Raw genomic sequence first — 11,720 nt, forward strand, 5'->3', positions numbered from 1 at the left:
GGTCAGCGCGCCGCCGACCCCTTCGACGATCCGGACTTCCTGCTCGCCGACACCGCCACCACTCCCCAGCGCGACCAGCGCGAGCGCGGCGAAGGTCACCAGCATCGCGAGCATCAACCACGCGGCACCCGCCAGCACCTTGGCGATCGCTGCCTGCTGGCGGTGGACCGGAAGCGTCCACAGGATCGCGCGGTCGAACGGGCGGTCGCCCTTCCACACCGCGAACGGCAGCAAGGCAGCCACGAACAGGGGCGGCAACAACAGCTCCGGTTCGAGAAACAGGCGCTCGTCGTAGCGCCACGCAGCAAACAGCGAGATCGTGCAGATCAGCGTCAGCGCCGCCCCCGCCAGCGCGCCTTCGCGCAACAATGCAAAGCCGGTGACGCGGAACTGTTCGGCCAGAATCGAGCGGAACGGCAGGGCGCGGGGTTCAGGCGAATACATGGCTGTTCTCCGACTGGAGCAGAATCGGGACGATGTCAGTCAGACTGACTGCGCTGACTTCGCGCACGGTTGCGCCCGAAGCGGCGACGGTCGCAGCAATCTCGTCCTCCACGCCTGCCGCGACCAGCCGGACGGCCCTGCCGATCGACGGATCGCGGCGCAGGATCGCCGCGGTGAGTGGATGGGTCGGCTCCCACCCGTCCGGCGCATCGATATGATAGCGCCGTACTCGCGACATCAGGGCGCCCAGAGGCTGTTGCGTGACGAGCCGACCCGCGCGCAGCACGCCGACATGATCGATCAGCGTATCGACTTCGCTCACCAGATGGGTCGAGAGGATCGCGGTTGCACCGGTGTCCGCAAGATGGGCAGCAAGCAATGACAGCGCCTCATACCGCACCAGCGGGTCGAGACCGTCGGTCAGCTCGTCGAGCAGAAGCAGGCGCGGCCGGTGTGCGAGCGCGGCGACGATCTGGACGCGCCGTGCCTGCCCCTTGGACAGGGTGCCGAGCGGACGGTCGAGGCGGACGCCGAGCCGCTTGACGATCTCCATTGCATAGTCGCTGTCCCAGCCGGGGTAGAAACGCGCGACATGCGCCAGGAACCGGTCGGCGCGGAGCCATCGATAGGCGCCCTCGCCCGTCTCCGGCACATAGCCGCACCGCGCGCGCACCGCCGGGCCTCCCCGCGCGGTGTCGATGCCCAGCACGCAAGCGTCCCCCGCATCCGGACACTCTGCGTTGAGCAACACCCGCAACAGCGTGCTCTTGCCCGCGCCATTGGTGCCGGCGAGCAGATAGACGCTGCCTTCCGGCACCGACAGCGACACCCCATCGAGCGCGACCTCTCGGCCGAAACGCTTGACCAGGCCCTGCGTCCGGACCGCTGCCGACCCGGTTCCGGGGCTATTCATGCGTGCCTCCCTTGGCATCGGGCGCCTGTTCAAGCGCCTCGATCAAATCCCTGGTGGTAAATCCATGGCGATGCGCTTCAGTCGCCGCTCGCTCTGCCACCTCGCCCAGCAGCTTTGCGCGACCGGCTGCGGGTTCGCGCTGCGCGGCGACAAAGGTCCCCTGACCGCGCCGCACATAGACGATGTCGTTGCGTTCGAGCTCGCGATATGCCTGGACGATCGTATTGTGATTGATCCGCAAATCGGCGGCCAGTTGGCGCACCGACGGCAATGGATCGTCGGTGCGAAGATCGCCAAGGGCGATCAGCCGCCGGACCTCGTCCATGATCTGAACGTAGATCGGCCGTGTCGCTTGCGGATCGATACTGAACCCCATCTCACCTCCGATTCGGTGTTCCGGTACACTAGGACACTGCTGCGGCAGGTCAAGTGCCTTTTCTGCATTCAGTTAGATGTGTGAAAGCCAGTCCTGCGTGGTTTCGAGCTGTTTCCCCGGCAGGTCAGCCCGCCCTACAGGCAAACTTCGATTTCCGCTTCAATCATCCTGACCGACAAAGAGCTGAATGGTTCGATTCAAAGCGGGCCGGTCGTGATCGGCCCGTTTGCCGCTATACGGGTGTCCAGTCAGGAACCTCAAAAATCGGTGGTTCGCAGCTCTGGTAAGGCTGAAGTGGTGAGTTCAATCCTCACCGGCAGAGTCATTTTTCCTCGAACACGGCCACGGCCGCATCCGATAGCGGCACGAGATGGGTCCGCCCCATCTTCATATGTTCGGCAGGAACCGACCAGATCCGGTTCTGCAGATCCAGCTCTGACCAGCATGCGCCGCGAATCTCTCCAGACCGCGCAGCGGTCAGTAGCAGCGCTTCGAGGGCAACCCGGCCGACCGACTCCCTCTCCCGCAGCTTTTCGATGAACGCCGGGACATCGGCATAAGACATCGCGGCAAAGTGCCGATCCTTCTTGGGCTGGCGCGGCAGCCCCTTCGCAATCGACCGCATCGGCGCTTCGGTTGCCCTGACCCCTTCGCGCATGCCCAGTCGAGAACCGTGGCGATTCGTTGGCGCACGCGCCGTGCCGTCTCGGGCTTGCTCAACCAAATCGGGGCGAGCACGTCACGAATGGTCGGCCCTTCGATCTCGTTCACCGGCCGATCGCCGAATGCCGGAAAGGCATAGGTCTCCAGCGTCGAAATCCACTGCTGCTGATGCTTGCCGTTTTTCCAGGCTGCGCGGTGCTCTTCATGAACGCTGATCGCCGCCTCGCGAAACGAGGGGACCGTGATCCGCTCCTGCTTGCGCTTCTCCACGGGGTCGATTCCTTGCGCGATCTTGCGCCGCACGGTGAATGCCGCCTCCCGCGCATCGGCAAGCGATACTGACTTCAATCAGCCAAGCCCGATATCCCGCCGAATTTGTTCACCTAAATGCGCAGGAACCATCGCGCTGAGTTTTCCCGTCCACCTGGAGGAGAAGACCATCGCCATCGGAATATTTTCCCGGCTCGGACAACGACCGGATCTTGGCCGCAGTGAGCTTCCCCATCACAGCCTACTCCATTTTACCCCACATTTTGCCCCACACTTCGTGTGGGATGGTGCGGAATTGAGTGAAACGCAGCAGAACGAAAAACCGCTGATTTCTAGGATATTTTAGCAATTCCCGAGGGGATGCGCGGCCTGAAAAAGGCCGAAAGTGGCGGAGCGGGAGTCCGCCAAATCAGCGTCCCGTTGCATCCTCATGCATTAGATTATGCACGGAAAATAGGCGATAATTTGCGCAATTCGATGCCGCTCCCGTCCCGTTCTATCCGGTTGCGTTCCCATAAAACCGGCGTACTATCGGGGAACGGATTTGGGAACGGAGACGCCAGCCATGCCGCGGAAGCTCAGCAACGCCCTGACGCCCTTGGCGGTCAAGAACGCGAAACCCGGACGCCATGCTGACGGGGGCGGGTTGCATTTGCTGGTGAAGGAAACCGGCGCGCGGTCATGGGTCTATCGCTTCATGCTCAAGGGCAAGTCGCGCGACATTGGCTTGGGCGCGGCTGGACAAGGCGGCATTTCCCTTGCCGATGCCCGGACGGCGCGAGACGCCCTACGCCTCAAGGTGAAGGCCGGGATTGATCCACTGGAGGAACGCCAGCGGGAGGCCAAAGAGGCGCTTGCAGCGTCTCAGGCTGCACAGATTGCCGGAATGACGTTCAAGGCCGTGGCAGAGGCTTACATCGGCGCGAATGAGGCAAGCTGGCGCAATGACAAGCACCGGCAGCAATGGCGCAACACGCTGGCCAGCTACGTCTATCCCGTCATGGGCGAATTGCCGGTTGCCGAAATTAGCACGGCGCATGTGCTGAAGATCCTTGAGCCGATCTGGCAGGACAAGCCCGAAACTGCCAGCCGCATCCGGGGGCGGATTGAAACCGTGCTCGATGCCGCCAAGGCGCGCGGATACAGGGACGGCGAAAACCCTGCCCGCTGGCGCGGCCATATCGCGCAAATCCTGCCTGCCCGTTCCCGGCTCACGCGCGGCCATCACAAGGCCATGTCTTATGAGGCCATCCCGGCGTTCATGGCAACGCTGCGCGAGCGGGAGGCAATGGCGGCGCTGGCGCTGGAGTTTGTAATTCTGACCGCCGCGCGCACCAGCGAAGTGCTTGGGGCAACTTGGGCCGAAGTCGATTTGGACAAGGCAATCTGGACCGTGCCCGCGTCTCGCATGAAGGCGGGCAAGGAACATCGCATTCCCCTGTCCCCGCGCGCTGTCGAGATTCTGGAGGCCGTGCAACCGCTAGGGAAGCCCAACCTGTTTCCAGCCGACAAGGGCGGCAAGCTGTCCACCATGGCCATGTCGATGCTGTTGCGCCGCATGAAGCTGGATTGCACCGTTCACGGCTTCCGTTCGGGCTTTCGCGATTGGGCAGCTGAGTGCACCGGATATGCCCATGAAGTCTGCGAAATGGCGCTGGCGCATGTGATCGGCAACAAGTCCGAAGCGGCTTACCGGCGCGGCGATCTGTTCGATAAGCGGCGGAGGCTAATGGCAGATTGGGCCACGTATTGCGCGAGCGACGGCGCGGCTGGTGCCAAGGTTTCGCCAATTCGGGGAGCGGCGGCATGAGTGATGGAAAATTAACAAGTCCCGACTGGCCTGACCCTACCGACTGGGCAAGGCGGCTCCACACCACGCTCGAAGCGATAGGAGCGGATTATCAATCCGAACCTTGGGCGGTTGCGGATGACCCAGAAGAATTTAGCGGCCTGAACTTAAAGCAGGCCCGCGCTGCCGAGGCCTTGCTTGCGGTTAATGCTGCACTTCGCGAGTTACCGCTGTTTGAAAAATCGAAAGGCGCCGCAATTCTTCACGATGTCGCGGGCGCGCTACGCGACGTCGTTATGGGCGGCACACCGCGCTTGTTCCAGTCGGTTAGGAGCGGGACACCTGGAGGTGATGGCATTCACCGTAATTACGTCAAAGTTTGGGTTGTGACTGCCGTCAGGCAGCTCGTTCAGGCGCATGGGGTTGCCCAGCGTAGCGCTATTGCAATGACTGCCGAGTTGTTTGCGGCAGCGGGAGCCAAGGGACGAAAAGGAATGCCGCTCAGCGCCTCCACTGTGACGGAATGGTGCAACAAGGCGCACCCACTTTCATTAAACAAGGATGAGGTGCGGATTGACCGAGAAGTGCAGTCCAATTTGGACCACTACAGGTCATTACCTGATTGGCCGGGGAACTATGAAGATACTCTAAGGTGGATTGAGTCCATTGCGAATGACCCCCTCCTGACTTCAAAATACGGATAACCCCCCTAATTCCGTCGTAAAACACATGGTTACTCCCGTGCGTCCGCACTTGTCGCGGCAAAGCAGCACAGGGAATACCCATGACAAAAGCATACGGCACCTTGCCCGAGGCCGTGCAGTTTTCGGGCATGTCGCGTACCTCAATTTATGAGGCGTTGAAGCGCGGCGATCTCAAGGCTCGCAAGGCCGGGCGGCGCACGTTGATCTCGTTTGCCGATCTCGAATCCTATCTAGCCAGCCTCCCGACCTATCAGGCGGGAGCATGAGCGATGGCAGCACATATGCAAAACCCCGGCGGGCAGGCCGGGGCTTCGCGCAATCAACTTGGCGGCTGGTTGCATTCCCCTACTACGGCATCGCATTGGCAGGCTCAAACGCTTTCCTCCCGTTTCTGCCTGTCGCCTTGGATGGCGCGGGATATGGCGCGGCTCTGCTTTGGGGAGGGCTCTCATGACTGAGCGCCCCTTCCTCCATCACCGCCCAGCCGCGCTCGCCCTGTTGAGCCAGTGCCCGGCCCTACCGCACAAAGCGGCGGGCTTTCTTGGCCATGTATGCGTTGCCGGAACTTTGACCGATCGGCAGCGCGCATGGCTGGCGAAGTTGCTCGACCGGGCGAACTTGCCACCGCTAGTGGACGGAGGCGCGGCATGATCACCTATCCCGATGCACCGGGGCACCGGAACGTGGAAACCTCGATTGCCGCTGCCGATGCCTTTGCGCCCAAGCTGGGGCGGCTCCAGCGCATGGCAGAGGGCGCAATCCGCGATGCTGGCGCGCACGGCCTTACCGCCGATGAACTGGCAGCACGGCTCAATATGGACCGCTGGTCAATCCAGCCGCGCACCAGCGAATTGAAGCACAAGGGGCTTATCCGTGACAGCGGGCAGCGCAGGCCGAATCGCACCGGCAAGCTGGCCATTGTCTGGATTGCCGCATGATGGCCGCGCCCTTTCCTGCGCAGGTATCGCGCGCGCGAGGGGGCACTTTGAAACTCCACCGGGATTGCGGTTTCGGTGGAGTTTCAATTGCACCGATAGAGCCGCAAAAGCCCATGAAGCTGCCGATTCCCGAAACTGGCACGGCACCTGCAATTTATTACACTAACTCTGGTGTGGCAGCCCTTTCCGCTGGAGGCACTGGCAGGGGCGGCGCGCGTAACCGTGCCGACCGGGAAAGCATTGCACTGACAGCCGCCCAAATTGGCAGTCTGAGGGCCGCTGAGCGCCATGCCGAAAAAATCGGGCTGCCGTTCACCCGCATGATCTCGATTCACTGGCAGGCCGCTGGAGTGCCCTTGGCAGGCATGGCGAAGGCGACCTATCGCTTTACCGACCTGCTGACGAAGGCGCTGGCCCGGCATGGCAGCCGCACGGCATGGCTCTGGACGCATGAAAACGTCCCCGGCAACGGCCATGACAAGGGCGGGCACTGTCACTTGCTCGCCCATGTGCCTGCCGATCTGGTGCCCGTGGTTACGGCGCTGCAACGGGGCTGGCTTCGCCGCATCACCGGGCAGCCTTACCGGGCGCGCGTGATCCACAGCAAGCCGATTGGCGGGCGGCTGGGGCTGGAGGCAGGCAACCCCGATCTCCACGCCGTCAATCTGGAGGCAACGCTTGCCTATGTCCTGAAAGGGGCAAGCCCTGAGGCCGCGTCACAATTTGGCCTGGAGCGGCTGGAGCCGGGCGGGCGCGTGATCGGCAAGCGTTGCGGCACCTCTCAAAACATCGGCGCGAAGGCGCGCAAAGCAAAGGACTGAAAATGGCAAGAAAGGCGAAGGCCAACCCCGACGATGGACTGGTCGCACCGGGCGAAACCGGGAAGCTCGAAGTCGAAAAGCGGGCGGACGAAAAAATCGGGCGGACGCTGGCCCGGATTACGCTGGACCCGCAAACCCGCAATGCCAATCTGGCAATGTCGTTCGGCTCGCAAATGTTTGGCGACCAGCTCAAGCCCGATATTGCCGAAAGCAGCGCCGTGCTGGCGGAGGAAATTCAGCGGGCCATGAAGGGCGAACTGTCGCTGGCCAGTCGCATATTCACCTCGCAAGCGATCTCGCTGGACGCGCTCTTTACCGACATGGCCCGGCGCTCAGGCAACAACATGGGCCATTATCCCGACGCGGCGGAAAGATACATGCGCCTGGCGCTCAAAGCCCAAGCTGCCTGCCGTTCCACGCTGGAGGCACTGGCAAGGCTCCACCAGCCGCGCGAGCAAACCGTCAAGCATGTGCATGTGAACGCAGGCGGGCAGGCCGTGGTTGCCGATCATTTCCACCAGCACACGGGGGACCGGGAAAATGGAAAATCAGACAAACAATCCGATGCAACCGACACGGCTGGCACAATCGCCGCGCTGCCTAGCCCAGACCCGCTCGGGAACGGAGTGCCAGTCCCCGGCGGTGAAGGGGAAGCGACGGTGCAGGATGCATGGCGGGACGAATCCCGGCGCACCTAAAGGCAACCGCAACGCCCGAAAGCATGGCGGTTATTCTGCGAAGGCCAAGGCGGCGGCTCGATACGTGAGGGACATTGGTCGGCTGGTGCGGGAGGTGGACTGCTAGCCTTGCTCATTCGTCTCACGGTTCTGGCAAGATGCCGAGGCAGCGCCGTCCTTCAATGTGTCGGCGGCGCTGTCATACGTGAAAACTATCGGATTGCCGCGCGTTTCGCCCGTCGAACTGGACTGAAAATCTGCCCGGCCACTTACGTCGCGCCCTTCAATCTGCATTGCGTTGACGACATACTGGGCATCTTGCCCCATGTATTGATACCTGATCGCGCCCCGTCGCTCTGAGGTGTTCAGCGTGAGCCAATATTTCGACAAGCCGGTGTCGCTGACGCAATATTTCTCAAGCTGGTCCGGCAGCGGCTTTGCGTCGCATCCGGCTATTGCCGCCAAGGCCAAGGTCGCCAAAGCGTGTCGCGAAAACGGAATATGTTGGACTGCCATGGCCGGATTCCTGTCGTTATCTGGGCGTGCCGAAACCTAACAACCGCATCCCCACGTGCCCGTTAAGCTGAGCGTCCCCGAGGTATCCGCGATACGCAGTCGGGCGTTTGAACTGTGGCCATCCTCTCCCGGCTGGACTTTACCGAAAGGCGTTACTTGCACGGCTGCCGATCCGCACGACATTGACACCGGGCCATCGAACATCGCCTGAGTGTCTGGGGCGGGGCAGAGGTGTTCTTTGCCGTTGAGACGGAAGAACGTTAGGCCATCACCTCCGGCTATCAGCTTTTCCTTGCGTGGCGTCCCGACCGAAAACGAGCACGAACAGCCCATACCAATCTTTTGCCAGTCGGTTTCTTTGATCGTTGCCAGCGTGACTGTCGGGGGCGGGCTTGGGCTGGGCGACGCATTTGAAGCGACCGGCTCCGGACTGGCGCTTGCAGAGGGAGGAACAGGCTTGAACTGCGCATTTGCATCCGCTTCCGTCGCTCCCCAAATGCTGACCTTGTAGTCCAACGTTTCGGGGGAAAGTCCCTGCTCAACCGAAACAGCCCAGCATGACTGCCACAGGTAACCGGCAGGGATAATGGTATCGGCTTGCCGCCATGATGCCCCTTCCACCACGTTGTCGGATCGGTTGGCTGGCCGTCCCTCAATCGAGAAGTCCAAATGCCCAATGGTGGTATTGGAGTTGTTTTTGAATGCCACCCTGATCGGATAGTCTGGCGAGCATCTGAACGGCTTTTCGCCAGTCGCAGGCGGTAACTTGGCAGAGCCGTCGTCAAAAGTGGCCGTCGCGATAATTTGGGTTTTCAAGGGCGGGAAAAACGTCGGCTCGATGATCTGAACCCAGGCGGCAATGCCCAGCCCGCCCACGATTAGCAAAAGGACGATTGAGAGGATTGCCCGCCAAAGTGTTTCGAGCGTCTTTAGGAGCACGTCGCCAACGGAAACGGGGCGCGACAACGGGCCAATATAAAACGGGCCGTTCCAAATCGCTCGCACCAACCCCTTTTTCTCTACTGTCATCTTGCCCCCCTGCATTGGCTAAGCGTAATTTATGCCCATGCGCGCGGCAATCGTTGACGGCAAAGTGACTTGTCCGAAATGCCCGCAGTTGGCCGCCTTTGGTCGGTTGCCCGCCGCCCATCATTTTTGACTGAGAAGCTGCCATCTCTCGAAAGCCGCACAAACCAGCCATTTCCAGCCGCGATTTGTCGCGTTCGGTGTGTAGGGGTTTCTAGCTTCCACGGCTGGCACCGGTTTGCATCCCGAACAGGGTTGTAGCCCATGGGCAATCCGGTCCGGTTGGATGCGACGAAGCGCAGCAGCCGGTTATTGATTTGTTGGGAATCGGTGGATATATCCACCTCAACAAAGCCCGCCACGCCTCTCAACGATGCGCACCATGGCGGGCTACTTTGTTTTTGGCCTTGGCTCGCGCATAAGCGACCAATGCGCCATTTCAACAAGCCATCCAAATCAATTCCCGACCAAATCGCGTTGCTCCAAGAGCGCGGGATGGTGATCGAAGATGTCCAGCAAGCTACATGGGCGCTCAGCCATATCAGCTACTATCGGCTGCGAGCCTACTGGCTCTATTATGAAGCCGATCCGGAATCCGGCAATCATGTATTCAGGGATGGGACGACGCTGGAGGCGGTGCTCGCCCTCTATGAGTTTGATCGCCATCTCCGGCTACTGCTCATGGATGCCTTGGAGCGGATAGAGGTCGCGGCACGCGGTGCGTGGGCGCACCAAATGGCAACGGTCTATGGCCCGCACGGCTACCTTAATGCGGCGCTGTATCCGCGCACGGACCGCTTTCAAGCGAACCTGGCCCAGCTACAATCCGAATATGATCGCTCGCATGACGTGTTCGTCGATCACTACAAGCGCACCTATAACAACCCGCCATTGCCCCCCGTCTGGATGGCTGCGGAGTTCATTTCCTTTGGCCTGCTCTCCAAGTTCTTCTCTGCCTTGGGGGGGCGCTCAGACCGCAAGGCCATTGCTCGCAGGCTCGGCTTTGATGACCGGGTATTTCAGGGCTTGATGCATCACTTAGCGACGGTGCGAAACATTTGCGCGCACCATAGCCGTCTATGGAACCGGCGCTTCACCGTAACCTTTCCAATCGCACAAAATCCGGCCCGCCTTGCAGATACGATAGCCCCCGAAGCTGATCGCAAGCTCTACAACACACTCTCAATGCTCTTGCACTCAATGGGGGCCGTGGCCCCTGAATCGGACTGGCCAAGCCGTTTGACGCGACTGATCGCGGAAAATCCGACCGGAGATTTTGTCGCTATGGGCTTCCCCGGCGATTGGCGGGAGCGTCCGCTATGGGCGCCTCTCTGCTTCGATTAGTCCGAGGGCATTCGGGTGCAAGCAAGCGCGCTATCGGGGAGCGCTTATGGGAACGCGGTGCCTGATTTGAAAAAATATCAATAAAACCAAGGACCGGTGGCGGAGCGGGAGGGATTCGAACTCAGGCGCTAAGAGCTTGATCTGCAACGACCCGAATTCGTCCTCGCCCGCCGGATACCACGAAAAGTACCATGGCGACTTTTCGCCTGAAACCAACGCCTTGCAGGCTCAGTTCGACTCCCACCATGGTAATCGAACCCACGATACAATGCAAATTTTCGGCGTGTCAGGCAAAGCCCCCCGGCGCAAGATGATCGAGATAATCCCGAACCGCGCCCGCCCTGCCGGATTTGACCAGCGCCTCCGGCGTGCGGCCATCGAGCGCGGGGATCGGCTGCGAGCGATACCAAGCCATTGCCTGCACCTCGCCACCTGCCCAATCGAGCACTCGGCCGATGATCTCGAGCATCTCGATCACGCGCGTCTGGGTCCGTGGCGCGCCGCGCCATTCGGACTTCGAGACGGACGCGATGCCGAGGCCCGCGGTCTCGGCGAGCTGGCCCTTGGTCATGCGAAATGCGTCCGCGACACGTTCCACATCGACAATGCCACCCTCGCCCACGAATCGCGCCAAGTAGGGGGAGGCCCTATGGCGAACGTGTCGCGACTCTCGCTTGGTCTGCGCTTCGACCATGTTTCGTTGCCCATCGATTCCGAACGTAAGCAGCATCGGCCATCGTGAACGCCGATCCAAGGACATCTTGCTGTAGCGCGCCCCTCGACGTCAGCCCCGAACCTCCTGGACGAGCGCCAGGGTATCGAGCCTGGCGAGGAATGCCTTCGCGCGCTTGTCGCCCAGCAAGGTCGTCGCCTCCTCCGGCCAGCGATCGAGCGCCAGCCGAACCACACCGCGCATCTCCGCTTCGATCCAGTCCGGATCGAGGCCCAGATAGCTTGCGACCCGACGAATCCTGTGAAAGTTCACGGTCGCGAAGGCGTGCGTTCCGACGAAGCGTAGCGCGAGCGTATCGCGCGGCTGGTAGAACACGGTGGGCACGATGTCATAGGCCGGCGACAGGCGGATCTCCCCCGGCTGCGGAAAGATGAACGACCAATTCTTGAGATGGTTGTCGCCGTTGCCGATCAGGACGTCGGCCACCACGCGGCGCATCCCCTGCAGGGCATCGGCGCGCCAGTCCGTGCTGAATCGCCGGATCATGTTCAGCACCGTCTCGGTGG

17 protein-coding genes and 1 pseudogene are annotated in these 11,720 nt (G+C 61.4%); 9 read left to right on the forward strand and 9 right to left on the reverse strand.

Features of this window, described 5'->3' with window-relative positions:
• The 5 genes and pseudogenes from AX681_RS07690 to AX681_RS23705 all read right to left on the reverse strand — a co-directional run.
• On the reverse strand, positions 1-444 hold a 444-nt coding region (locus AX681_RS07690; protein ID WP_156456053.1), incomplete at its 3' end, for a hypothetical protein.
• Positions 431-1,357, reverse strand: a complete 927-nt coding sequence (locus tag AX681_RS07695; protein ID WP_066661742.1) for an ABC transporter ATP-binding protein — start codon at positions 1,355-1,357, stop codon at positions 431-433. The genes AX681_RS07695 and AX681_RS07690, both read right to left, overlap by 14 nt.
• Positions 1,350-1,733, reverse strand: coding sequence for a GntR family transcriptional regulator (locus AX681_RS07700; protein WP_066661743.1), 384 nt, complete (start codon positions 1,731-1,733; stop codon positions 1,350-1,352). The genes AX681_RS07695 and AX681_RS07700 overlap by 8 nt, the downstream gene beginning before the upstream one ends.
• Positions 1,734-2,055: 322 nt before the next feature.
• Positions 2,056-2,391 carry a site-specific integrase gene (locus AX681_RS22805; protein WP_066661746.1) on the reverse strand — a complete coding sequence of 112 codons (336 nt, stop codon included), beginning with the start codon at positions 2,389-2,391 and terminating at the stop codon, positions 2,056-2,058.
• Between the two features lie 44 nt (positions 2,392-2,435).
• Positions 2,436-2,699, reverse strand: a pseudogene (locus AX681_RS23705) (phage integrase central domain-containing protein); the annotation flags it as partial.
• On the opposite strand from AX681_RS23705, the gene AX681_RS21880 reads away from it, so the two are divergent.
• From AX681_RS21880 to AX681_RS23710, 8 genes are all read left to right on the forward strand, one after another.
• The gene (locus AX681_RS21880; RefSeq protein ID WP_197421981.1) at positions 2,638-3,012 is read left to right on the forward strand and encodes a hypothetical protein; all 375 of its coding nucleotides are present in this window, start codon (positions 2,638-2,640) and stop codon (positions 3,010-3,012) included. The pseudogene AX681_RS23705 and the gene AX681_RS21880 overlap by 62 nt on opposite strands.
• A gap of 219 nt (positions 3,013-3,231) precedes the next feature.
• Positions 3,232-4,476: a tyrosine-type recombinase/integrase gene (locus AX681_RS07710; protein ID WP_066661748.1), complete on the forward strand. Its 1,245-nt coding sequence runs from the start codon at positions 3,232-3,234 to the stop codon at positions 4,474-4,476.
• Positions 4,473-5,159 (forward strand): hypothetical protein, encoded by a 687-nt coding sequence (locus AX681_RS21885; protein ID WP_156442813.1) that lies wholly within the window; start codon positions 4,473-4,475, stop codon positions 5,157-5,159. Before AX681_RS07710 ends, AX681_RS21885 begins: the two co-directional genes overlap by 4 nt.
• An 80-nt stretch (positions 5,160-5,239) precedes the next feature.
• Positions 5,240-5,425 (forward strand): helix-turn-helix domain-containing protein, encoded by a 186-nt coding sequence (locus tag AX681_RS07715; protein ID WP_066661756.1) that lies wholly within the window; start codon positions 5,240-5,242, stop codon positions 5,423-5,425.
• Between the two features lie 381 nt (positions 5,426-5,806).
• A complete protein-coding gene (locus AX681_RS07720; RefSeq protein ID WP_066661757.1) occupies positions 5,807-6,097 on the forward strand; it encodes a hypothetical protein in 291 nt (96 codons plus the stop codon).
• Positions 6,098-6,210: 113 nt separating this feature from the next.
• Positions 6,211-6,918 (forward strand): hypothetical protein, encoded by a 708-nt coding sequence (locus AX681_RS21890; protein WP_156442814.1) that lies wholly within the window; start codon positions 6,211-6,213, stop codon positions 6,916-6,918.
• 2 nt (positions 6,919-6,920) lie between these two features.
• Positions 6,921-7,616: a hypothetical protein gene (locus AX681_RS21895; RefSeq protein ID WP_156442815.1), complete on the forward strand. Its 696-nt coding sequence runs from the start codon at positions 6,921-6,923 to the stop codon at positions 7,614-7,616.
• Entirely contained in the window at positions 7,561-7,722 is a 162-nt protein-coding gene (locus tag AX681_RS23710; RefSeq protein ID WP_443026138.1) for a hypothetical protein, read from the forward strand. The genes AX681_RS21895 and AX681_RS23710 overlap by 56 nt, the downstream gene beginning before the upstream one ends.
• Here the strand turns inward: AX681_RS23710 and AX681_RS07735 are convergent.
• Complete coding sequence (locus tag AX681_RS07735) at positions 7,719-8,111, reverse strand: hypothetical protein (RefSeq protein ID WP_066661761.1); 393 nt, start codon at positions 8,109-8,111, stop codon at positions 7,719-7,721. The two genes, AX681_RS23710 and AX681_RS07735, sit on opposite strands and share 4 nt — an antisense overlap.
• Positions 8,112-8,147: 36 nt before the next feature.
• Positions 8,148-9,140, reverse strand: a complete 993-nt coding sequence (locus tag AX681_RS07740) for a hypothetical protein (RefSeq protein WP_156442816.1) — start codon at positions 9,138-9,140, stop codon at positions 8,148-8,150.
• 261 nt (positions 9,141-9,401) lie between these two features.
• Between AX681_RS07740 and AX681_RS07745 the strand changes: the two genes are divergently transcribed.
• On the forward strand, positions 9,402-10,481 hold the full coding sequence (locus AX681_RS07745; RefSeq protein ID WP_231733776.1) for an Abi family protein: 1,080 nt from the start codon (positions 9,402-9,404) through the stop codon (positions 10,479-10,481).
• A gap of 286 nt (positions 10,482-10,767) precedes the next feature.
• Here the strand turns inward: AX681_RS07745 and AX681_RS07750 are convergent, their stop codons facing one another.
• Both AX681_RS07750 and AX681_RS07755 read right to left on the reverse strand, forming a co-directional pair.
• The gene (locus AX681_RS07750) at positions 10,768-11,115 is read right to left on the reverse strand and encodes an antitoxin Xre/MbcA/ParS toxin-binding domain-containing protein (protein WP_231734891.1); all 348 of its coding nucleotides are present in this window, start codon (positions 11,113-11,115) and stop codon (positions 10,768-10,770) included.
• 150 nt (positions 11,116-11,265) lie between these two features.
• Positions 11,266-11,720, reverse strand: a 455-nt coding sequence (locus tag AX681_RS07755) for a HipA domain-containing protein (protein WP_197424255.1), incomplete at its 5' end; no start/stop codon positions are given.

Origin of the sequence: Sphingomonas sp. CCH9-E2, assembly GCF_001557215.1 — a bacterium.
GTDB lineage: Bacteria > Pseudomonadota > Alphaproteobacteria > Sphingomonadales > Sphingomonadaceae > Sphingomonas.

Bases quoted from the DNA above. Each gene is read 5' to 3' on its own strand.
- AX681_RS07695 (WP_066661742.1), bottom strand. From the start codon at position 1,357: ATGAATAGCCCCGGAACCGGGTCGGCAGCGGTCCGGACGCAGGGCCTG.
- AX681_RS07700 (WP_066661743.1), bottom strand. From the start codon at position 1,733: ATGGGGTTCAGTATCGATCCGCAAGCGACACGGCCGATCTACGTTCAG.
- AX681_RS22805 (WP_066661746.1), bottom strand. From the start codon at position 2,391: ATGCGCGAAGGGGTCAGGGCAACCGAAGCGCCGATGCGGTCGATTGCG.
- AX681_RS07710 (WP_066661748.1), top strand. From the start codon at position 3,232: ATGCCGCGGAAGCTCAGCAACGCCCTGACGCCCTTGGCGGTCAAGAAC.
- AX681_RS21885 (WP_156442813.1), top strand. From the start codon at position 4,473: ATGAGTGATGGAAAATTAACAAGTCCCGACTGGCCTGACCCTACCGAC.
- AX681_RS07715 (WP_066661756.1), top strand. From the start codon at position 5,240: ATGACAAAAGCATACGGCACCTTGCCCGAGGCCGTGCAGTTTTCGGGC.
- AX681_RS07720 (WP_066661757.1), top strand. From the start codon at position 5,807: ATGATCACCTATCCCGATGCACCGGGGCACCGGAACGTGGAAACCTCG.
- AX681_RS21890 (WP_156442814.1), top strand. From the start codon at position 6,211: ATGAAGCTGCCGATTCCCGAAACTGGCACGGCACCTGCAATTTATTAC.
- AX681_RS21895 (WP_156442815.1), top strand. From the start codon at position 6,921: ATGGCAAGAAAGGCGAAGGCCAACCCCGACGATGGACTGGTCGCACCG.
- AX681_RS07735 (WP_066661761.1), bottom strand. From the start codon at position 8,111: ATGGCAGTCCAACATATTCCGTTTTCGCGACACGCTTTGGCGACCTTG.
- AX681_RS07740 (WP_156442816.1), bottom strand. From the start codon at position 9,140: ATGACAGTAGAGAAAAAGGGGTTGGTGCGAGCGATTTGGAACGGCCCG.
- AX681_RS07745 (WP_231733776.1), top strand. From the start codon at position 9,402: ATGGGCAATCCGGTCCGGTTGGATGCGACGAAGCGCAGCAGCCGGTTA.